Source organism: Lentibacillus kimchii (assembly GCF_055381965.1).
In genome coordinates this window covers 1,606,636-1,627,025 of sequence record NZ_AP043934.1, presented here as the reverse complement: position 1 = coordinate 1,627,025, position 20,390 = coordinate 1,606,636, and the positions used below count along the sequence as shown (strand labels likewise).

The following is a 20,390-nucleotide window of genomic DNA, read 5'->3' as shown; positions in this document are numbered from 1 at the left end:
GTCACGTTTTATGAATTAGTCATATTTGGTTTTCGTTTTCACTTTCCCTGTCCATTTCTTAAAGCCGCCTTTTAGCTGGCTGATATCTTCATACCCTTTTTTGTGAAGCAGCTGAGCAGCCCTTGCTGATCGCGAACTTCCCTGGCAGTATACATAGACTGGTTTATCTTTTCGAACTTCGATAAGCCGTTGTTTCATTTGTGTCAGTGGTATATTTCTGGCGCCAAGAATGTGGCCTTTGTCAAATTCGTTTGGTTCACGAACGTCAATCAGCTGTGCTACTCGATACCCTTCTTTGAATTGTTGTTCGGATAATACTTTCAGAAACGTTTTCCGTCTGAAAAATTGGAACAAGCCAAAGGCAAAAATGGCTACAAGGAGTATGATTAAAAACACCATTCCAAGAATCCCCCTGTTACATAAAGTCTCTCCTGGCTATTATATGGCGGATGCTTATTTTTTTCAAAGTATTGTTATTGTAAAAGGCTGTCCAGGTTCGATTAACAGAATTTTTGAGCTCAGACTTTCTTTTTTAAAACGTCTGTTTATTTCCTCCATGATTGACAAATAACCTTATTTTTGCTTTTAGAAACCATATATCGTAGCATTCAAACATCTTCTTTACTAGATATTGTTTCGATGATATGCTTTATTTATAGTATAACAGTAAGAAGGAGTGAAATCCATTATGCCGACAGCTGCCGACAGCCGGGCCGAAATTGATACGGGAATGCTGAATGAAGATATCAAACGTTTTCCGCAGGTATATGCGATTACCCGCGATATGAAGCTCACACACAAAGGTGTTTCACGGCTTGTTATGCTTGACCGGTATGCTTTCAAAGATACGGCAAAGCTGACGCTTAAAGAAGGGGATTTTGTCGTATTAACTGTTAAATCCGACCCTGAATTTCCGGCACGGGGGTTAGGATTTATTCATTCGGTTAACTGGGACAACCAAACAGCTATGGTCCAGATAGGTTCAGAATTTGTTTCTGTGCTTGATGATGAAGAGGAAGCTGCCACAGGTATTGTCAGACGGTCACTCGAAGTGATTGATAAGCCTTTGGAAGTTTATTATGAACAGATTGCTATGCGCAATGCGACAGGTCTTTCGAACGTGGAAACAACACAGGCTAAACAGCAGGAATGGTTTGAACAGTTTAAACAGGAACTGACCAGCATGAATTTCATTCCAGCAGGACGTGTTCTTTATGGGGCTGGAGCAGATACGGATGTCACGTATTTCAATTGCTATGTGATGCCCTATATTCAGGATTCAAGGGAGGGTATTTCGGAACACCGTAAACAGGTGATGGAAATCATGTCACGCGGCGGCGGTGTCGGGACAAACGGTTCGACACTTCGTCCACGGAATACACTCGCCCGGGGAGTCAATGGCAAATCTTCCGGATCGGTCTCATGGCTCGATGATATCGCTAAGCTGACTCATCTTGTCGAACAGGGTGGATCCAGACGTGGTAAAATGAGTTGCCTCGTCTCTAATTAAACCTCGTGAATTGCTGGAAACTCTTTTATGGCTTGTTGGCTACAACGTAACTGGAAACGGTAAGCGTGACAGCGAAAAAACAAACAAGCGGACAAAGACAACCAGCAGCCAAGCTTCCAGTGGAAGAAGGTTCAACGGCCATCGAAAGCACGTATTAACGTAAGCGAGTAGAGTAGAAATCAAGCGATTTCGAAGCGCGAGGACACATTACTATATGTGTAAGATATGGTCTGAACTTCAGGGTGACCTGGAGAGTTGATGCAGCGAATCGACGCAACAAAATGGCTCAAATGATTATGCTAGCTGATTCTCATCCCGATATTATTGAGTTCATCATTTCCAAGATGCAGAATCCGCGCATTTTAAGATATTTACTGGAAAATACTGAAGACGAACAGATTCGAAATCGCGCCGCGGAAAAATTGCAGTTCACTCCGCTTACACAAACAGAAGCTGATATTTATCAGGGTATTCTTAACTGCCGATCAATGCCGGGACAGGGTGGATTCAGTCAGGAAGCCATGCGTGAAGCGGAACAAAAACTGGCTAATGGCGGCACGTATAGTGTTCATAACCCGGAGTTTTTATCCGGCGCCAATATTTCGGTGAGTATCACGCAGGACTTCATGGAAGCTGTTGAAAATGATGATGTTTATGAACTGTGTTTTCCCGATGTCGAGAATTATACAAGTGACGAAATGAAAGCTTACAATGAACAATGGCATGAGGTTGGTGATGTTCGTAAATGGAAGGAAATGGGCTATGGCGTTCGTGTTTATCGCCGTATAAACGCAAGAGATCTGTGGAATTTAATTAATATTTGCGCCACTTACGCCGCCGAGCCAGGCATTTTCTTTATCGATAATGCGAACGACAAGACTAATGCAGCAGCCTATGGTGATCAGGTAGTTGCAACAAATCCGTGTGGTGAACAGCCACTCGCACCTTACTCAGTCTGTAACCTTGCAGCTGTTAACTTAGCCCAGATGGTTGATAAAGAGGCGAAAACAGTTGATTATAGAAGACTTGAGCAAACAGTCAAAACAGGCGTGCGTATGCAGGATAATGTGATTGATGCAACACCGTATTTTCTTAAGGAAAATAAAAAACAGGCACTTGGCGAACGCCGGGTTGGACTTGGTGTGATGGGACTGCATGATTTATTGATTTATTGTGAGACAAAATATGGCTCTGAAGAGGGTAACCAGCTGATAGATGCCATTTTTGCAACCATTGCGAAAACAGCTTATCGCGAATCAATTGAACTGGCCAAAGAAAAAGGAAGTTTTCCATTTTTGACAGGTGAAACGGACGAAGAAACAAACCGTTTGCGCAAAGCTTTTATTAATACAGGCTATATGCAAGACATGCCTGCTGATATTAGAAATGGCATTCTTGAATATGGGATCCGTAATTCCCATTTGTTAACCGTTGCGCCAACAGGATCAACTGGAACAATGGCTGGTGTCAGCACCGGACTGGAGCCTTATTTTTCCTTTTCTTATTATCGAAGCGGACGTCTTGGAAAATTCATTGAGGTTAATGCTGATATTGTGCAGGAATATCTTGACCAGCATCCTGACCAGGATCCGGATCATCTGCCCCAATGGTTTATATCAGCTATGGATTTGACGCCGGAAGAACACGCGGATACACAGTGTGTTATCCAGAAATGGGTGGACAGTTCAATTTCCAAGACCGTTAATGCTCCAAGAGGTTATACCGTTGATCAGGTAGAAGGCGTCTATCACCGGCTTTATAAAGGCGGTGCTAAAGGCGGAACGGTTTATGTGGATGGCAGTCGTGACACACAAGTGCTGACTCTGAAAGGTGAAGAAAGCTCTTCAGGTGAACAAACTGAACTCTTTGACGAAGAAAAATCGAAGGTCGTTCTGATGGATACAATTGAAGAGTTGGACAAAACGAATGTTTCAATTGGATCGGATATCGGTGACACTTGTCCGATATGCCGAAAAGGAAGTATTAAGGATATTGGCGGCTGCAACACATGTACAAGCTGTGGTGCCCAGTTAAAATGCGGATTATAAGATCAATGAAAAGGGACCAGTTCTTAGCTGGTTCCTATTTTCATAGTAACAGGCTTGCCATACATAGTCATATCCTGTATCCTGATTAATAGAGAAAAAGTGTTGCCTCTGATAAAAATTTATGAAAAGAAGTGAGTGATTCGATGCCTACAGTGAGCATGGAAGATTATATTGAACAAATTCATAACTTAATGGAAACAAAAGGCTATGCTCGGGTATCTGATATAGCAGAAGCGTTGCTGGTGCATCCATCATCGGTTACAAAAATGGTGCAAAAATTGGATAAGGATGGCTATTTGAATTATGAAAAATATAGAGGGTTTGTTTTAACGTCCAAAGGTGAAAAACTCGGGGAACGATTGGTTTACCGCCATGAATTACTGGAAGAATTTCTGGAAATTATTGGTGTTGATAAAGATAAAATTTATGATGATGTGGAAGGAATTGAACATCATCTCAGCTGGAACTCCCTTGACAGGATCGGGAACCTGGTGCAGTATTTAGAGACTGACGATCAGCGTGTTACGGAACTCTTGAAAAATATTGAAACAAATGATGCATCATATTAATGTTTTAATCACCCCGTTCGGTTTTTTAGTATATACTATATAAAGACCAATCGGGAGAGAGACAAATGAGAATTGATGGCGTTTTTTCAGGCGGCGGAGTTAAAGCCTATGCCTTCTTAGGTGCATTGGAACGAATAACGGCGAATGATTATTCATTTGAACGCGTCGCTGGTTCATCTGCTGGAGCCATTGTAGCTGCCTTTATTGCAGCTGGTTACCAGATTCAGGAGATGGATGACAGGCTTCGCGAAATGGATGCAGCCAAGCTGTTAGATCCCCCTAAATGGACGACGTTAATCCCCTTCTCGAAATGGCTGAATCTTTACTTTCATCTTGGTCTGAATAAAGGGGAAAAATTGGAAAATTGGATTTATCAGCTGCTTGCAAGAAAAAATGTTTACACGTTTGGCGATTTAAAACCCGGCTATTTAAAAGTAGTGGCGAGCGATATTTCGATTGGAAAGCTTGTTGTTATTCCGGATGATCTGCAACGCATTTATGGAATTAATCCAGCCAATTTTCCGATTTCAAAGGCAGTGCGCATGAGTGCGGGTTTTCCTTATTTTTTTATACCCAGTAAAATAACAGGGAAAACGCACAATAAAAGTCTGATCGTTGATGGCGGCCTTTTAAGCAATTTTCCGTTATGGGTTTTTCAGGATGAACTGCGGCGGGATAAGCGACCGATTTTAGGCATGAAATTAAGTGATGAGCCAGGACAGCAAGAACCTCATGATGTTAAAAATGCATTGGATATGTTTCAAGCATTATTTTCGACGATGTTAAATGCGCATGATGCCCGTTATATCTCAGAAACCGACAAAAAAAATATACTTTTTATACCAGTGAATCACGTTGCGACGACTGATTTTTCTCTGACAGATGCGTCAAAAGATCATTTGGTTAAGGTCGGACGTGAAAGGGCCGATGAATTCTTAACCTATTGGCCTGATTAAAAATCGGACCAGTTTTAAAAGCTGGCCCGATTTTTTCGTTTTGATTTGCTGCCATCTATGACACGTAAATGTGACTTTTGTTTAGTTGGTTTCCTCTTTATGCCAAATCGCTGTGAATCTTTGGAAGTGGCTGGCGGTGTTTGCTGCTGCTGACTATATTTGGCTTTTGATTGCTTCACAGCTTGTTTATACTTTTTAGCATCGTTGGACGATTGTTTTTTCCGGAAAAGTAAGAAGTAGAGCAGGCCGGAAACAACAACCCCAAATCCAACCATTGTAAGGACTGTTGTGAAAAAACTGGCTGCGTTGCTGAAAAGCTGGGTAATAACACCGATAACGGCTAGACCAATTATCACATACACAACCAGGGAGCCTTTATGATTAGCCACTGAGATGTCCTCCTTTTTTTAGTCTTATTATACTAAAAACTTAAACAGTGAACTTAACATATGCGGCATTAAAAAACGAATGCTATTTTAATTGTTTCCGTTCTTGTATAAATTATGCATTATTAAATCATAATTCTCTCTATACGCATTTTACTAAAAATAAGCGTAAAAAACCACATATAGGCTAATCTCGAAAAGCACGGAATTAGCGTGATTGAAATCGCGCGCGTTTGGGCAACACTATCACTGGAGGTGTTGTTATGCCAAGACAGGTAAAAAAGTCTGATCAGACTGAGCGTGAGTCCCGTTCAAATGTGTTAACCCGATCACTGCAGACAGGATTTGCCGGCGGTTTAATCGGTGGGGTTATGTGGGTCATTTTATACTATTTTAACTTCTCAGAAATAGCTCCAAAGCATTATCTGCTGAGCTCATGGACTGCAGCAGGCTGGGTTGACAGCTGGCTGGGCACTGTTATATCAATTTTAATGATTAGCATTATTTCCATTTTAGTGGCATTAATCTATTTTGGCACGTTTAAAACCATTAATTCGGTTTGGATCGGCGTTTTCTGTGGTGTGGTGCTGTGGTTTATCGTATTTTATATTCTGAAACCCATTTTTCCAAACATACCTTATGTTACGGATTTGAGCGCCGACACTATCGTTTCAACGATTTGTCTGTATATTTTATATGGAGTGTTTATTGGATTTTCCATATCTTATGATTATCATGATACCTTTGTAAAAAGCAAAACAGAACAAACAGAGTGACGGCTTATCATTATGAGTTGTATTATTCAAAAACCTGAATTTGTGATAAACTGAATATGTTGATCTGATTTTGATGAAGGCAGGCGTGTTAAATGAAACAACGGTTTTTACTGTTGAACGGGCCTAATATTAATTTACTGGGTAGCCGGGAAAAAGCTATTTATGGAGAGGTTACACTGGCGTCCATTGAAAAGGAATTAACAGAATTGGTACAGCAATACGAAGGAGAATTGGACTGTTTTCAGTCAAATCATGAAGGGGAATTAATTGATTCTCTGCATAAGGCCAATGCATCAGCCTTTGATGGCGTTATTTTTAATCCAGGTGCCTACACCCATACGAGTATCGCTCTGCGTGATGCGATTGCAGCTATTGATATCCCGGTTATTGAAGTCCATATAACGAATGTGCATCAGCGGGAGGCCTTCCGTCACCAGTCAATGCTTGCTGCCGTCTGCTACGGCCAGATTGTTGGCTTTGGCAAGGATAGTTATCGTCTGGCAGCATGGGCTCTTCTGGAAAATGAATAGAAAGGAATGATAATGATGAGCAAGCTAAACAGACTTCGTCAAAAACTAGAAGAAAATCAGCTTGATGCAATTGTGATTGCAAGCCCCGCCAATAGAAGATATATAAGCGGTTTTACGGGCACATCAGGTGCGGCTGTCGTCAGTCAGAACGATGCGCGGTTTATTACGGATTTCCGTTACATAGATCAGGCAAAGGAACAAATAGCGCATTTCACTGTTGTTAAACATACCCAGTCGATGAATGAAGAAATTAATGACCAATTGAAGCAAATGAACGTCGGACGGGTTGGGTTTGAAAAGGATCATGCATCCTATTCGGAATATGAACAGTATAAGAAAATATTCACGGCTGAACTGGTTCCTGTGAGCGGACTGGTTGAGGATTTGCGCCGGATTAAATCAGATGATGAATTGACCATCTTAAAACAGGCCGCAAAGATAGCTGATGATGCGTTTGTGCATATTCAGGACTATATAAAACCAGGCGTTAAAGAAATTGATATTTCCAATGAGCTTGAATTTTTTATGCGGCAGCAAGGGGCGACATCATCCAGTTTTGATATTATCGTAGCTTCGGGCTATCGTGCTGCGCTGCCGCATGGGGTGGCATCAGATAAAACGATTCAAAACGGCGAACTTGTGACGATGGATTATGGTGCCCTTCTGAACGGCTATTGTTCAGATACAACCCGAACGGTTGCTGTTGGTGAAATTAGTTCAGAGCTCAAGCAGATCTATAATACGGTGCTTGAGGCACAAAAGCGTGGTGTCAAAGGTCTGAAGCCAGGGATAACCGGAAAAGAAGCTGATGCCATAGCACGTGACTATATAAACGAACAGGGTTATGGCGATTACTTTGGCCATTCAACCGGGCACGGCGTCGGCATGGATGTTCATGAAAGTCCAAGCTTGTCCAGCCGGTCCGATATGAAACTGGAACCTGGTATGGTCGTAACCGTAGAACCTGGCATCTACATTCCAAATACGGGTGGCTGCCGTATTGAGGATGATATCGTTATAACAGAAACCGGTCATGAACGTCTGACCAATGCTGAAAAAGAATTAGTCCAGTTATAGGTTAAGGGAGGTGTGTAACATGGTTTCAGTTAATGATTTTAAAACAGGCTTAACCATTGAACTTGATGGTGAGGCCTGGCAGGTTGTTGATTTCCAGCACGTTAAGCCTGGAAAAGGTGCTGCATTTGTCCGGTCCAAGTTAAAAAATGTGCGAACTGGCAATATCCAGGAAAAAACGTTCCGTGCTGGCGAAAAAGTCAATCAGGCACACGTAGAAAGCCGAAAAATGCAATATCTATATGCATCGGGTGATACACACGCCTTTATGGATACTGACACATTCGAACAAGTGGATCTGCAAACGAGTCAAATCGAACATGAACTGAACTTTATGAAAGAGAATATGGAAGTGTCGATCATCATGTACCAGGGAGATGTGATCGGTGTTCAGCTTCCGAAAAACGTGGCATTAACAGTATCCGAAACAGAACCTGGACTAAAGGGGGATACAGCCAGCGGCGGTTCGAAACCGGCAACGCTCGAAACTGGTTACGTTATCCAGGTCCCCCTCTTTATTAATCAGGGCGAGACACTGCTGGTTAATACGTCTGAAGGTAAGTATGTATCAAGAGCTAATGAGAAATGAAAATAATAGTCGTTAAAAGCGGTCCTGTCTATCAGGATCGCTTTTTTATTGTTTATGCAAGTCATAATTTTGCCTTGTAAACATATAGTTGATAACAAGCTATCGAAAAGTGAGGACATGTTATGGACGAAATTTTGCGTTTATTTCCCGAAAGAATTCGTATTCCTATGAAGGCTAAACTTCAACATCGGTGGGGCAGCATGCAGGAAATCCGCTTTCGTCTTGCTCAACCAGTTGAACTTATTTTTGACGATCATACCGAATGGCTGTCTGATATTAAGCCTGATCGCAGAGACAGTATTTATTTGCTGAACCAACTGAGTGAATTTTCTTTATACCGTATGGAAGATGAATTGCGCGAAGGCTATGTCACGATCGAAGGCGGTCATCGTGTTGGGTTATCCGGCAAAGTCAATACATTGCATGGGCATGTTAAGGCAATCCAGCACATAGCATTCTTTAATATTCGGATAGCCAAGCAAATAATGGGTGCAGGTCAGCCGCTCATCCCCTATCTCTATAAGGAGAACTACTTGAACACGCTTTTGATCGGACCGCCACAAACAGGCAAAACCACGTTAATTCGTGATGTGGCGCGTTTGATTGGAACAGGCTGGGAAGGAGCAGGTGCCCATAAAGTAGGCGTTGTCGATGAAAGGTCGGAAATAGGAGGTGCCAAAAAAGGGATTCCGCAGCATGATATAGGTGCCCGAACTGATTTAATGGATGCCTGTCCGAAAGATGAAGGAATGATGATGATGATTCGTTCGATGTCTCCTGATGTCCTTATTGTGGACGAGATCGGACGTGACTCGGATGTTCAGGCCTTAATGGAAGCTATGAATGCTGGGGTTATTGTTATCTGCACCATTCATGGGAATTCACTTGAGGCTTTGCAAAAGCGCCCGTCGTTACAGCCATTGTTTAGACAGAATGTTTTTGAACGCTATGTGATATTGGACAGGCATAAACGGCCGGGTAATGTCCACCGAATCTACAATCAGGATGAGACGAATCTTTTGCAGAAATCGAGGTGCGTATCGGATGCAGTGGATTGGCGCGCTTCTTTTCATAGGGACGACAACACTGGCTGGATTTGATATTAGTAAACGGCTGAATGAGAGACCGCGTGACATTCGACAAATGAAGAACGCTTTGCAGATGCTTGAAGCCGAAATCCTTTACAGTCAGTTACCGTTACCGGATGTATTTGCAACCATTGCAACTCAAATACCACAGCCGACAGGTTCATTTTTTGATGGTATTGAAACATCCTTGCGGCAGCATGCCGATTTGCACGATATCTGGGACAAGCATGTCGAGGACCTTATCAAGCGTTCAGCGTTTGCTTCCAGCGAAGGGGAAATTTTAAAACAATTCGGCAGGACGCTGGGGCAGCACGACTTTGAACAGCAGCAAAAGCATATCTATCTGACGCTTAAACATCTGGACCGGGAACTTGATGAAGCCCGGGATCAACAGTTTAGATACAGCAAAATGGCTCGAACACTAGGTCTGTTATGCGGTCTTTTCATTGTATTGCTGCTTATCTAGGCAACGGAAAGGAGTACACGTATGGCGATGGATGCATCTATACTGTTTCAGATTGCCGGCATTGGGATTATTGTTGCGCTCATTCACACAATACTTAAGCAGCTGGGGAAAGAAGAAATTGCGCAATTTGCGACGCTTGCCGGCTTTATCATTGTACTGGTTATTGTTATTGACGGCATTTCCGATCTCTTTCAGCAGATTAAATCAGTCTTTCTTTTCCAAGGGTAGCCTTCATGGATATCGTGCAAATCGTTGTGATTGGGATCATCGCCAGTCTTCTTTACGTTGTTTTAAAAGAAATCAATCCTTCTTTTGCTTTTATTTTAATTCTCATAACGACGATTTTGATTTTTTTGGTTGTCATGCAGCAAATTGGCATCATTTTTGAGATGATCACGTCACTGGGATCTAAGGCGAACGTCGATGGCATGTATATGGACACGATTTTAAAAATTATTGGAATCTCCTATATTACTGAAATTGGCGCCAATCTTACAAGAGATGCTGGTCTTGAATCAGTTGCAGCCAAAATTGAACTTGCTGGGAAGATTTTTATATTAGTATTAGCCGTTCCCATTATTAAAGCGGTCATTGAAGCTATTTTAACCTTCGTCAATTCGGTTTAGATTCAGTTCGGGAAAGGAGTCATGCCCTAAGTGATACAACGTAAGCCATTTGCTGGCATTGTCTTCCTCTTGCTGTTACTTACGATGAGTCATGGGACCGTTTCGGCTGCGCAGGATAAAACGGATACCGATCCGGAAAAGGCTGAAGACCAGATTCTTGATGATATGTCGCTTGATGGCGTTGACTCTTATTGGCAAACACTTGCTGATGACTATGGCGGGTATATTCCTGAACTTGAGAAAACGAGCATCTATGAGTTCATAAAAGATAACGGATCGTTTTCGATTAAAAATGTATTATGGGGGGTGTTTGAATATTTATGGCATGAACTGCTTCTGAATGGAAAATTATTGGGAACACTGCTTGTGCTGACGTTATTCTCCGTTATCCTGCAAACGATGCAAACGGCTTTTGCAGACAGCACTGTCAGCAAAGTGGCCTACTATGTGGTTTATATTGTTCTCATTTATTTAGCTATGAACAGTTTTTACCAAGCCGTTTCTTATGCAAATGACGCCATTTCGACAATGAGCAGTTTTATGATTGCTTTATTGCCGCTTGTTTTGGGAATTATGGCCACCCTGGGCAATGTCATCACCGTTTCTTTTTTTCACCCGATCGTGATTTTTTTAATTAACACCAGCGGTATTCTGGTTTCCAAATTTATTCTGCCCTTACTGTTTCTAGCAGCTCTTTTATTGATCGTAAGCAGTTTGAGCGACACCTATAAAGTTACAAAACTTGCTAATTTATTTAAAAACGTCGGGATAGGTGCATTAGGTATCTTCTTAACGGTTTTTATGGGTGTGATGTCCGTTCAGGGTGCGACCAGTGCTGTCCAGGATGGTGTGGCCATGAAAACAACTAAGTTTGTTACCGGCAACTTTATTCCTGTTGTTGGCCGAACGTTTACAGATGCGGCTGATACCATTTTAAGTGCCTCATTATTGCTGAAGAACGCTGTCGGGATTGTCGGTGTGGTGATTATTATTTTAATTGCTGCATTCCCAGCTATTAAAATATTTACAATTGCCCTGATTTACAAGCTGGCAGCAGCCATTTTACAGCCGGTTGGAAATGGTCCGGTTATCACAGCACTCGATATTATCAGCAAATACATTGTGTTAATTCTTGCCTGTCTATTAGCAGTCACCTTAATGTTCTTTTTATCAATTGTCATTTTAGTTATCGCAAGCAATATCACCATTCTTTTGCGTTAGGGGTGAGGCAATGGCTGTATTGATTGAATGGGTCACGCAGATCATCATATTTTTGCTGCTGGCATCGGTTGTTGATTTACTGATTCCGTCTAAATCAATGAAAAAATATGTCAAATTGACTGTGGGTCTGATTCTGATTCTCATCTTCTTAAAACCTGTGTTTTATGTTTTTGATATGGATGTCAAACAGACTCTGGAGCGTTCCTTCATGCAGCTTGAAGAAGAGCAGGAACAGGTAACTGAGACAGAAAATTTACTTAAAAAACAAAAAAATGAAATACAAGACTCCCAGCATGCATATATTTTAGAAGAGATGGCTGTCCAACTGAAAAAGACGGCCAACAAGTCCCTGGAGCAGAAGTATGAGCAAAAGGCAGCAGATATTGATCTGCAAATGTCACAGAAGACGAATCTTACATATGAAAATCTGAACGACCACCTTGAGCAGGTCGATGTGACATTACAAAAAGCTCAGGACGAGGAGGGGGTGGAGGCTGTTGAAGATATTGTTATAGATTCAGAGGGAAATCGTGTAAGTGACAAAGATGAGGCCGCCATTGATTTACAAGGTATCAAAAAATTGCTGCACAATGTATGGGATATTGATAAAGAAAAAATCACCATTATTGGGGAGGGGGGGTCATCTTGAAACAGTTTTTACAGAAGTGGCTGCAGACGTCCGATTCAACTGACAAACCGCCCAAAAAATTCAACTATATTCTTATTATCGGTTTAATTGGATTGTTGCTGCTGATTATAGGCAATGTCTTTTCGTCTTCAGATGAAGCTCAGGAAACGCCTATGGATGATGTTCAGGAAGAGACGGACAAGCAGCCTGCAGACGAAACTCTATCGGATAAAGCAGCGGATTCACCTGAAATGGATGAAGTGGAAAAGAGTTATGAGGAAGATTTGCAGCACATGCTGAATCAAATTGAAGGTGTTTCAGAGACAGAGGTAATGGTTAATCTCGACTCAACAAGTGTAAAAGTATTTGAAAAAAATCTGATAAACGGGCAGCAGGTAACTGAAGAAACAGATGAAAACGGTGGAACGCGTGATATTGAAGATACACAAAAAGAAACAGAAGTGGTGCTGATTAACCGTGGTGATAAGGAAGTGCCGCTGCTTGTCCGGACTGAAAAACCAGATGTAAGGGGGGTTTTCATCGTTGCAAAGGGTGTCGATCATGCCACCGTAGAGAAATGGGTTGTTGACGCAATTTCCAGTGTTCTCGATGTCGCAACGCATAAAGTATCTGTCATGCCAAAATAACAGGAGGGAATTATTATGTTAAAAAAACAGACAGTTTGGCTTTTGACCATGTTAAGTTTGATGATCGTCCTGAGTGTTTATTATATGACGTCGCCGGATAGTGATGGTGATCTGGCTTATAATGATCAGAATGAGAAGGCATCCGAGGAGGCATCATCCGATGAAGCATCATCTCCAGATAAACCGAAAAATGAAGGAGATGAGGATGAAGTGGATGCTGAAGCTGAAGCCGATGTCGGGGACATGTCTAATAGAGGTGAAGATCAGTTGTTCGCAAGCATCCGTATGGACATTCAGGATGAGCGGAGCGAAATGAAAGATCAGCTGGATGACGTAGTAGCCTCCAGCACGGCAAGCGTTGAAGAAAAGAGTAAGGCTAGGGATGAAATGAATCAGCTTAATGAGATATCGAAAAAGGAATCAATTTTAGAGAATTCCATTATCGCAGCAGCTGACTATAAGGATGTACTTGTGCGCCATGACGATGATGTGGTCCATGTTCGCGTTAAAGAAACCAAACAGTTAAGTAATTCTGAAGTTGTGAATATTATGCAAATGGTCCGTGATGAATTCGGCGAGATAACGGTTGATGTTGTCCAGCCATCAGAAGATTAAACGTCTCTGTATTCTTAAAAGAGCGATGTAAGAGAACCGGATGGTTTTTCCTCCGGTTTTTGTTTTGTTTCACCACCACATCACCATAGTCGCATCATAAGCGTATGACTGGTATAATCTTCATACTGGGAATGATTAATTCAGGCAGTATCTGCGTAAATGGTGTCTTGCTCGACTTGAAGTTTTTATTCCATTTATCGTAAAATATGAAAAGGAACGATCCGCACTATTAGTAATCTGTAAATAAGGAGTGCCCTGTATGTTAAAAGTTGAAGAACTGCGTGAACTTGTCAAAATTGTTGACCAATCAACCATTGATGAATTCACTTATGAAACGGACGGAACAACGGTTACGATGAAAAAGACAAATGCACAAATGCCGCCAGCTGTAAACGTAAGCCCAGCCAGTACAACTTCAGAATCGCAAGCACCAGTAAGTGCAGCTGAGCCGGAAGTTAAGGCTGCACCAGCAACAAGCAGTTCGCAGACCGATCAGGCTCATGCGGAGACACAAACTGCAGCGGATTTTGATTATGAGATCGTGTCGCCAATGGTTGGTACATTTTACACGAAACCGGAACCTGAAAGTGATGCCTATGTTAAAAAGGGTACGAAAGTGGCAAATGATTCGACTGTTTGTATCGTTGAAGCCATGAAACTATTCAACGAAATCGAGGCGGAAGTCAGCGGTGAGATAACCGAAATTCTTGTGGATGATGGTGAACTGGTTGAATACGGGCAGCCATTGTTCAGAGTGAAGACCAAGTAAGGAGATGTCTCAGTTGATTAAAAAAGTATTGATTGCGAATAGAGGAGAGATAGCGGTTCGCATTATTCGGGCATGTAAAGAAATGAACATAACCACTGTAGCGGTTTATTCTGAAGCTGATCAAGAAGCGCTTCACGTGCAGCTGGCTGACGAAGCTTATTGTATTGGACCAGCCCTTTCCTCTGAAAGTTACTTAAATTTGACGAATATTATGAGTGTTGCTACGCTGACAGAAGTTGATGCCATTCATCCAGGCTATGGCTTCCTTTCCGAAAACGCTGATTTCGCTGAGATTTGCAAGGCATGCAATATTACATTTATTGGTCCATCTGCTGAAGCGATTCAAAAAATGGGTGTAAAAGACGTTGCCAGAGAAACAATGAAGGCAGCTGATGTCCCAATTGTACCAGGATCAGAAGGTATTATTCAAAATGAAGAGGAAGCCAGAACAGTCGCCGAAACAATTGGTTATCCTGTTGTTATTAAAGCGACAGCAGGAGGCGGCGGAAAAGGGATACGTGTTGCGAGAACTGAAGAAGAACTTGTGAATGGCATTCGCATTACACAGGAAGAAGCGGAAAAATCCTTTGGCAACGCAGGGGTTTATCTGGAGAAATATATTGAAGATTTTCGCCATGTGGAGATTCAGGTTTTGGCTGATAAACACGGTCATGTCATCCATCTTGGCGAGCGTGATTGTTCGATTCAGCGCCGTCTGCAGAAATTGGTTGAAGAGACACCATCACCGGCGATCACACCTGCCATTCGCCAAAAAATGGGAGATGCTGCTGTGAAGGCCGCAAAGGCTGTTGATTATGTTGGTGCCGGTACAATTGAATTTATTTTTGACCGGACGGATGAGACGTTTTATTTTATGGAAATGAATACTCGGATTCAGGTTGAGCATCCGATCACTGAGATGGTAACAGGGGTTGATCTGGTTAAAGAACAGATAAGAGTAGCTGACAATGAACCGCTCCCCTTTGCGCAGGAGGATATCACGTATGAAGGATGGGCTATGGAATGCCGGGTTAACGCGGAAAATCCATTTAAAAATTTCATGCCATCACCAGGTAAAATTGACTTGTATCTGCCACCCGGCGGTTTTGGTGTAAGAGTTGAATCCGCAGCCTATACGGGCTACAGCATTCCGCCTTTTTACGATTCAATGGTTGCTAAGCTCGTGACACACGGCAAAACACGTACAGAGGCCATTGATCGGATGAGACGTTCACTGGATGAGTTTGTTGTTGAGGGTGTTGATACAACGATTCCATTCCATCATCAAATCATGGAACACCCCGTTTTCATAAGTGGTGATTTTAACACGAGATTCCTTGAGGAAAATCCGATTAAAGAAAAGGATGAGGACTGATGAGCGAACAGCCTTTGGTTAATGTAAGTGATGATTTAACTTTGGGAGTTGTTGAGATCGCTCCGGAAGTTATTGAAGTAATCGCTGGGATTTCCGCCTCCGAGGTAACGGGGGTATCTTCCATGCGCGGTAACTTTGCCACTGATGTTGTGGAACGGTTTGGCAAAAAAGCGCATAGTAAAGGTGTTAAAGTTGATCTGACTGAAAATGGCATTCTGATTGATTTGTTCGTCGTCCTAAATTTTGGTGTCACTATACCAAATGTGGCAAAACAGCTTCAGGATAACATTCGTCAAACATTAAAAAATATGACGAATCTGGATATCGCTGAAATCAATGTTCATGTTGTTGGCATACAAATGGAAAGTGCGGACGAACAGGAATAAGTCAAAAGATATGATCTTTTGACTTATTTTTTTGTGAAGTCTGGTAAAATGACCAGCCTTCTGATAGGATAATACTCTGTCTGGCTTTAAGAAAGCTGTTCGTGTTATGATTTGAATACGATATAAATTAAAGGAGTTATGGCTGATGAACCGGCATGCAGCACGAGAAAAAGCAATGCAGATTCTATTTCAACTGGATATAAACGACAAAAACCCTGAACAAGCTATGACTGATTATCTTGAGTCACTTGAAATTGATCCTTATTTGCAGGATCTTGTTAAAGGCGCAGCCGCACATAAAAGTGCAATTGACAACACAATTATAACGCATTTGGAAAATTGGACCATCGACCGTATAGCCTCGGTGGAACGCACGATTTTGCGAATTGCTGTTTATGAACTTGACTGGCAGGATGAGGTGCCGCAAAATGTGGCCATTAATGAAGCGGTCGAACTTGCTCATAAATATGGTGATGATAATTCCGGCAGATTCGTCAATGGTGTGTTATCAAACGTTATCGCATAGGAAGGAGTTGACACGATGGCGGCTAATATTATCGATGGAAAAGCGCTCGCTCACAAATTGAGGGAGACGATAACAGAGGACGTATCACAATTGCGGCAGGATGGCGTTATACCACACTTGACAGTGATTATCGCTGGTGACGATCCCGCTTCCAAGTCCTATGTCAGAGGAAAAGAGAAAGCAACCCAGCAGACAGGTATTTCATTTGACGTGATTGATATGCCAGCAGCGATTTCGGAAAAAGAACTTCTGGATTCAATTCGTGAATTAAATCACGACAAATCCGTTCATGGCATACTTGTCCAGCTGCCTCTTCCAGAACATATTGATGAGCAAAATGTTATTCAGACGATTCATCCTGATAAAGATGTAGATGGTTTTCATCCTGTCAATATTGGCAAATTAATGAGTGGACAGGCTACGTTTTTGCCTTGTACGCCCTATGGCATAATGACAATGCTCGAAGCCTATAATATTTCGGTTAAGGGAAAACATGCGGTTGTGATCGGACGAAGCCGTATTGTCGGAAGGCCGGTGGGACAATTGCTTTTGAACCAGGATGCAACGGTGACGTATTGCCACTCCAAAACACACCAGCTGACAGCTTATGCAGCCAGTGCTGACATCCTTATTACGGCAGTTGGAAAGGCTAATATGATTAACAGTGAAGCGATTAAAGAAGGCGCCGTTATTATTGACGTGGGTATGAATCGCCTTGATGACGGGTCATTGACCGGAGATGTGGATTTCTCATCAGCAGCAGAAAAAGCATCTTACATAACGCCAGTTCCAAAAGGCGTAGGCCCCATGACAATTACGATGCTCCTGAAGAATACTGTTCAGGCCGCTAAAGGACTGTCCTATTTTGCAGGATAACTATTTAACAGTCACTGCGCTGACAAAATATATCAAACAGAAATTTGCGACAGACCCGCATTTAAAGCATATATGGCTAAAAGGCGAGATCTCCAATTTCAAACGTCACAGCCGCGGCCATATGTATTTAACCATAAAAGATGACAACGCACGGATTCAGGCCGTTATGTTCGCAGGCAATAACCGCCGTTTGAAATTTCGTCCGGAAGATGGCATGAATGTGCTGATAAGCGGTGAAATCGGTGTGTTTGAACGATTCGGCCAATACCAGCTATACATTCAGCAAATGGAACCGGACGGCCTTGGCTCTCTCTATTTAGCATTTGAACAATTGAAGGAGAAATTGAATCGGCAGGGCTATTTTGTTCAGGAACATAAAAAGGAACTGCCGGCATTCCCGGAGCATATCGGTATTATGACATCACCAACAGGTGCGGCTGTGCGCGATATTATTACGACGATTAAGCGCCGGTATCCGATTGCCCGGACAACTGTTCTGCCTGTTATTGTTCAGGGCGAGAATGCAGTACAGTCAATTGTAGATGGCATTAGCCGGGTTGACAGGGAAACAGACTGTGATGTTCTGATTGTCGGTAGAGGCGGCGGTTCAATTGAAGAACTGTGGGGATTCAATGAAGAAAAAGTGGCGGACGCTCTGTTCCGCTGTACGATACCTGTTATTTCAGCCGTCGGACATGAAACAGATAGCACAATCAGTGATTATGTAGCCGATGTGCGTGCCCCAACTCCAACTGGAGCGGCTGAGATAGCTGTGCCATCACAGCTGGAACTTCTGGATCGTATAAACGGGCACCGTCGATCATTAACGCGGGCTATGACAGAACAGCTGACTTCCTCTAAGCAAAACGTTCAGCGCATCAGTCAGTCATATGCATTTCGTTATCCAGAACATTTAATCCGGCAGAAAGAGCAAGAGCTGGATAAGCTTGTCGAACGCCTGGACAAATCAGTGAACCTTGAACAACGCCGCAAACACGAGGCATTGACCCATTTGAAGTCGCGTCTTTTGGGATCGCACCCCACAAAGCAAATTAATCGCACTGCCCAAGAGGTTGGCCAATTGAATAAGCAGCTCAATCGACTAATAACACAACAGCTGACTGAAAAGTCGTCCAGGCTGCAAAAGACACTTGAAAAATTATCATTGCTGAATCCACTGGAAACCATGAAACGCGGGTACGCTATTCCTTATACCTCAGAAGGAGAGCTGCTGAGATCAGTTGAATCAACGGCACAGTCTGCTAAGATCAGTGTTAAACTTGCTGATGGGACGCTCGATTGCCGTGTATTAGAGATTAAGGAGGAGACTTATGGAGGAGGAGAAAGAAGCTAATCTGTCGTTTGAAGAAGCTATGCAGCAATTAGAAAAAATCGTGGAAAAACTTGAACAAGGTGATGTACCGCTGGAAAAAGCTATTTCTTATTACCAGGAAGGGATGCAGTTATCTAAACTGTGCAATAACAAATTAACAAATGTTCAGGAAAAGATGACTAAAATCATGAATGAGCACGGCCAATATGAGACCTTTGATGTGCAGGAGGAAGAATGATCGTGCAGCAGGAACTAAATGATTTCATCAATACAACGAAACAGCTGATTCAACAGGAACTGCAAAAACGTTTGCAAAATTTGGATATACCGGAGCGTCTAAAAAATTCAATGCTATATTCCATACGGGCTGGCGGTAAACGCATGCGGCCGGTTCTTTTAATGGCAAGCTATGAAGCCTACCATCATGACAGAGAAAAAGCTCTATCTGCTGCTCTCGCACTAGAAATGATTCACACGTATTCACTTATCCACGATGATTTACCAGCGATGGACGATGATGATTTGCGCCGCGGGCAGCCGACTAATCATAAACAATATGATGATGCAACGGCTGTATTAGCTGGTGATGCGCTGCTGACTTTCGGTTTTGAAGTGATTGCTGCTGATGCGTATTTAACAAGTGAGGAGAAAGTGCAGCTAATTCAGTTGTTATCTGAGGCAAGTGGTCCTAAAGGAATGGTAGCTGGTCAAATGCTGGATATGGAAGCAGAAAAAAAACCAGTGACACTGGCAGAACTGGAAACCATTCATTTGAACAAAACGGGGGAGTTGTTCCGTTTTGCGATACATTCAGGAGCCTATCTTAGCGGAGCCACAGCCGAACAGCTGGCTTATCTGGATCAATTCGCTCATTATCTGGGACTTATTTTTCAGGTTCAGGATGATATTTTGGATGTAAGCGGCGATCCGGAAAAGTTAGGGAAACCAGTGGGCAGCGATAATGAGAATGAAAAGAATACGTATGTCAGATTACTGGGTCTTGAGGGCGCTGCCAGCATGAAACAGGATTATGTCCAGAAAGCGTATGATGCATTATATGGTGCCAATGCCGAAACATCACTTTTGAAGTCGCTGACTGATTATTTCAGTAACCGCGATCACTAATGCCGGCAGGAAATAGAGCAGAATCCTGACTAGTATTTTTTATGTAAATATGTTATATTAAACACGTAAAGGAATGGTGCAGTATTCTAGTCAGCCCTCCGTTTCTGAAGGCGGGCCTAAAAATCCGCTAAAGGGCATATCGATGAAGTTCCTTGTGTCGGCTTGAGGCGCCCAGCCTTGGGTCGGTGCTGGGAGTTAAGGTTTTCGGGCGATCCGCAAAGGCATGCGGGCGTAGACCCGATTACCGTGGAGGCCCATATCTGTCGTGTGG

The 20,390-nt window shown here is 42.6% G+C and carries 24 protein-coding genes and 2 pseudogenes; 24 read left to right on the top strand and 2 right to left on the bottom strand.

The window, feature by feature from the left end:
* Window positions 1–15: 15 nt before the first annotated feature.
* Entirely contained in the window at window positions 16–399 is a 384-nt protein-coding gene (locus ACZ444_RS08735) for a rhodanese-like domain-containing protein (protein ID WP_382361079.1), read from the bottom strand.
* Window positions 400–688: 289 nt separating this feature from the next.
* Between ACZ444_RS08735 and ACZ444_RS08730 the strand changes: the two are divergent.
* From ACZ444_RS08730 to ACZ444_RS08715, 4 genes and pseudogenes are all read left to right on the top strand, one after another.
* Window positions 689–1,489: pseudogene (locus tag ACZ444_RS08730) on the top strand (ribonucleotide reductase N-terminal alpha domain-containing protein); the annotation flags it as partial.
* A 311-nt stretch (window positions 1,490–1,800) separates the two neighbouring features.
* Window positions 1,801–3,558 (top strand): annotated as a pseudogene (locus ACZ444_RS08725) (vitamin B12-dependent ribonucleotide reductase); the annotation flags it as partial.
* 143 nt (window positions 3,559–3,701) lie between these two features.
* Window positions 3,702–4,127: a transcriptional regulator MntR gene (gene mntR, locus ACZ444_RS08720; protein WP_382361082.1), complete on the top strand. Its 426-nt coding sequence runs from the start codon at window positions 3,702–3,704 to the stop codon at window positions 4,125–4,127.
* 65 nt (window positions 4,128–4,192) lie between these two features.
* A complete protein-coding gene (locus ACZ444_RS08715; RefSeq protein ID WP_382361084.1) occupies window positions 4,193–5,083 on the top strand; it encodes a patatin-like phospholipase family protein in 891 nt (296 codons plus the stop codon).
* A gap of 14 nt (window positions 5,084–5,097) precedes the next feature.
* Here the strand turns inward: ACZ444_RS08715 and ACZ444_RS08710 are convergent, their stop codons facing one another.
* Window positions 5,098–5,472: an SA1362 family protein gene (locus tag ACZ444_RS08710; RefSeq protein WP_382361087.1), complete on the bottom strand. Its 375-nt coding sequence runs from the start codon at window positions 5,470–5,472 to the stop codon at window positions 5,098–5,100.
* Between the two features lie 260 nt (window positions 5,473–5,732).
* Between ACZ444_RS08710 and ACZ444_RS08705 the strand changes: the two genes are divergently transcribed.
* The 20 genes from ACZ444_RS08705 (at window position 5,733) to ACZ444_RS08610 (ending at window position 20,119) form a co-directional block, all read left to right on the top strand.
* Window positions 5,733–6,245 (top strand): YqhR family membrane protein, encoded by a 513-nt coding sequence (locus tag ACZ444_RS08705; protein ID WP_382361090.1) that lies wholly within the window; start codon window positions 5,733–5,735, stop codon window positions 6,243–6,245.
* Between the two features lie 92 nt (window positions 6,246–6,337).
* A complete protein-coding gene (gene aroQ / locus ACZ444_RS08700) occupies window positions 6,338–6,775 on the top strand; it encodes a type II 3-dehydroquinate dehydratase (protein ID WP_382361093.1) in 438 nt (145 codons plus the stop codon).
* A gap of 15 nt (window positions 6,776–6,790) precedes the next feature.
* Window positions 6,791–7,852: a M24 family metallopeptidase gene (locus ACZ444_RS08695; protein ID WP_382361096.1), complete on the top strand. Its 1,062-nt coding sequence runs from the start codon at window positions 6,791–6,793 to the stop codon at window positions 7,850–7,852.
* Between the two features lie 19 nt (window positions 7,853–7,871).
* A complete protein-coding gene (gene efp / locus ACZ444_RS08690; RefSeq protein ID WP_382361099.1) occupies window positions 7,872–8,438 on the top strand; it encodes an elongation factor P in 567 nt (188 codons plus the stop codon).
* Between the two features lie 122 nt (window positions 8,439–8,560).
* Window positions 8,561–9,538: a stage III sporulation protein AA gene (gene spoIIIAA / locus ACZ444_RS08685; RefSeq protein ID WP_382361102.1), complete on the top strand. Its 978-nt coding sequence runs from the start codon at window positions 8,561–8,563 to the stop codon at window positions 9,536–9,538.
* Window positions 9,483–9,992, top strand: coding sequence for a stage III sporulation protein SpoIIIAB (gene spoIIIAB, locus ACZ444_RS08680; RefSeq protein WP_382361105.1), 510 nt, complete (start codon window positions 9,483–9,485; stop codon window positions 9,990–9,992). Before spoIIIAA ends, spoIIIAB begins: the two co-directional genes overlap by 56 nt.
* Window positions 9,993–10,013: 21 nt before the next feature.
* Complete coding sequence (spoIIIAC, locus tag ACZ444_RS08675) at window positions 10,014–10,220, top strand: stage III sporulation protein AC (protein WP_382361108.1); 207 nt, start codon at window positions 10,014–10,016, stop codon at window positions 10,218–10,220.
* A 5-nt stretch (window positions 10,221–10,225) separates the two neighbouring features.
* Window positions 10,226–10,618: a stage III sporulation protein AD gene (spoIIIAD, locus tag ACZ444_RS08670; protein ID WP_382361111.1), complete on the top strand. Its 393-nt coding sequence runs from the start codon at window positions 10,226–10,228 to the stop codon at window positions 10,616–10,618.
* Window positions 10,619–10,702: 84 nt separating this feature from the next.
* The gene (gene spoIIIAE, locus ACZ444_RS08665; protein WP_464433830.1) at window positions 10,703–11,839 is read left to right on the top strand and encodes a stage III sporulation protein AE; all 1,137 of its coding nucleotides are present in this window, start codon (window positions 10,703–10,705) and stop codon (window positions 11,837–11,839) included.
* Window positions 11,840–11,849: 10 nt separating this feature from the next.
* Entirely contained in the window at window positions 11,850–12,488 is a 639-nt protein-coding gene (gene spoIIIAF / locus ACZ444_RS08660; RefSeq protein ID WP_382361114.1) for a stage III sporulation protein AF, read from the top strand.
* Window positions 12,485–13,114 (top strand): stage III sporulation protein AG, encoded by a 630-nt coding sequence (gene spoIIIAG, locus ACZ444_RS08655; RefSeq protein WP_382361117.1) that lies wholly within the window; start codon window positions 12,485–12,487, stop codon window positions 13,112–13,114. Before spoIIIAF ends, spoIIIAG begins: the two co-directional genes overlap by 4 nt.
* A 15-nt stretch (window positions 13,115–13,129) precedes the next feature.
* The gene (locus ACZ444_RS08650) at window positions 13,130–13,729 is read left to right on the top strand and encodes a SpoIIIAH-like family protein (RefSeq protein WP_382361120.1); all 600 of its coding nucleotides are present in this window, start codon (window positions 13,130–13,132) and stop codon (window positions 13,727–13,729) included.
* Between the two features lie 259 nt (window positions 13,730–13,988).
* Window positions 13,989–14,498, top strand: coding sequence for an acetyl-CoA carboxylase biotin carboxyl carrier protein (accB, locus tag ACZ444_RS08645; protein WP_382361123.1), 510 nt, complete (start codon window positions 13,989–13,991; stop codon window positions 14,496–14,498).
* A 13-nt stretch (window positions 14,499–14,511) separates the two neighbouring features.
* A complete protein-coding gene (accC, locus tag ACZ444_RS08640; protein WP_382361126.1) occupies window positions 14,512–15,873 on the top strand; it encodes an acetyl-CoA carboxylase biotin carboxylase subunit in 1,362 nt (453 codons plus the stop codon).
* Window positions 15,873–16,259 (top strand): Asp23/Gls24 family envelope stress response protein, encoded by a 387-nt coding sequence (locus ACZ444_RS08635; RefSeq protein WP_382361129.1) that lies wholly within the window; start codon window positions 15,873–15,875, stop codon window positions 16,257–16,259. Before accC ends, ACZ444_RS08635 begins: the two co-directional genes overlap by 1 nt.
* A gap of 145 nt (window positions 16,260–16,404) precedes the next feature.
* Window positions 16,405–16,785: a transcription antitermination factor NusB gene (gene nusB / locus ACZ444_RS08630; protein WP_382361132.1), complete on the top strand. Its 381-nt coding sequence runs from the start codon at window positions 16,405–16,407 to the stop codon at window positions 16,783–16,785.
* Between the two features lie 15 nt (window positions 16,786–16,800).
* Window positions 16,801–17,661 carry a bifunctional methylenetetrahydrofolate dehydrogenase/methenyltetrahydrofolate cyclohydrolase FolD gene (gene folD, locus ACZ444_RS08625; protein ID WP_382361135.1) on the top strand — a complete coding sequence of 287 codons (861 nt, stop codon included), beginning with the start codon at window positions 16,801–16,803 and terminating at the stop codon, window positions 17,659–17,661.
* Window positions 17,651–19,015, top strand: a complete 1,365-nt coding sequence (xseA, locus tag ACZ444_RS08620) for an exodeoxyribonuclease VII large subunit (RefSeq protein ID WP_382361139.1) — start codon at window positions 17,651–17,653, stop codon at window positions 19,013–19,015. Before folD ends, xseA begins: the two co-directional genes overlap by 11 nt.
* A complete protein-coding gene (locus ACZ444_RS08615) occupies window positions 18,993–19,232 on the top strand; it encodes an exodeoxyribonuclease VII small subunit (RefSeq protein WP_382361142.1) in 240 nt (79 codons plus the stop codon). The genes xseA and ACZ444_RS08615 overlap by 23 nt, the downstream gene beginning before the upstream one ends.
* A complete protein-coding gene (locus tag ACZ444_RS08610) occupies window positions 19,229–20,119 on the top strand; it encodes a polyprenyl synthetase family protein (protein ID WP_382361145.1) in 891 nt (296 codons plus the stop codon). Before ACZ444_RS08615 ends, ACZ444_RS08610 begins: the two co-directional genes overlap by 4 nt.
* The last annotated feature ends 271 nt before the right edge of the window (window positions 20,120–20,390 follow it).

Coding starts and splice junctions, on each gene's coding strand:
- ACZ444_RS08735 (WP_382361079.1), bottom strand. CDS start 399: ATGGTGTTTTTAATCATACTCCTTGTAGCCATTTTTGCCTTTGGCTTG.
- mntR (WP_382361082.1), top strand. CDS start 3,702: ATGCCTACAGTGAGCATGGAAGATTATATTGAACAAATTCATAACTTA.
- ACZ444_RS08715 (WP_382361084.1), top strand. CDS start 4,193: ATGAGAATTGATGGCGTTTTTTCAGGCGGCGGAGTTAAAGCCTATGCC.
- ACZ444_RS08705 (WP_382361090.1), top strand. CDS start 5,733: ATGCCAAGACAGGTAAAAAAGTCTGATCAGACTGAGCGTGAGTCCCGT.
- aroQ (WP_382361093.1), top strand. CDS start 6,338: ATGAAACAACGGTTTTTACTGTTGAACGGGCCTAATATTAATTTACTG.
- ACZ444_RS08695 (WP_382361096.1), top strand. CDS start 6,791: ATGAGCAAGCTAAACAGACTTCGTCAAAAACTAGAAGAAAATCAGCTT.
- efp (WP_382361099.1), top strand. CDS start 7,872: ATGGTTTCAGTTAATGATTTTAAAACAGGCTTAACCATTGAACTTGAT.
- spoIIIAA (WP_382361102.1), top strand. CDS start 8,561: ATGGACGAAATTTTGCGTTTATTTCCCGAAAGAATTCGTATTCCTATG.
- spoIIIAB (WP_382361105.1), top strand. CDS start 9,483: ATGCAGTGGATTGGCGCGCTTCTTTTCATAGGGACGACAACACTGGCT.
- spoIIIAC (WP_382361108.1), top strand. CDS start 10,014: ATGGCGATGGATGCATCTATACTGTTTCAGATTGCCGGCATTGGGATT.
- spoIIIAD (WP_382361111.1), top strand. CDS start 10,226: ATGGATATCGTGCAAATCGTTGTGATTGGGATCATCGCCAGTCTTCTT.
- spoIIIAE (WP_464433830.1), top strand. CDS start 10,703: ATGAGTCATGGGACCGTTTCGGCTGCGCAGGATAAAACGGATACCGAT.
- spoIIIAF (WP_382361114.1), top strand. CDS start 11,850: ATGGCTGTATTGATTGAATGGGTCACGCAGATCATCATATTTTTGCTG.
- ACZ444_RS08650 (WP_382361120.1), top strand. CDS start 13,130: ATGTTAAAAAAACAGACAGTTTGGCTTTTGACCATGTTAAGTTTGATG.
- accB (WP_382361123.1), top strand. CDS start 13,989: ATGTTAAAAGTTGAAGAACTGCGTGAACTTGTCAAAATTGTTGACCAA.
- ACZ444_RS08635 (WP_382361129.1), top strand. CDS start 15,873: ATGAGCGAACAGCCTTTGGTTAATGTAAGTGATGATTTAACTTTGGGA.
- nusB (WP_382361132.1), top strand. CDS start 16,405: ATGAACCGGCATGCAGCACGAGAAAAAGCAATGCAGATTCTATTTCAA.
- folD (WP_382361135.1), top strand. CDS start 16,801: ATGGCGGCTAATATTATCGATGGAAAAGCGCTCGCTCACAAATTGAGG.
- ACZ444_RS08615 (WP_382361142.1), top strand. CDS start 18,993: ATGGAGGAGGAGAAAGAAGCTAATCTGTCGTTTGAAGAAGCTATGCAG.
- ACZ444_RS08610 (WP_382361145.1), top strand. CDS start 19,229: ATGATCGTGCAGCAGGAACTAAATGATTTCATCAATACAACGAAACAG.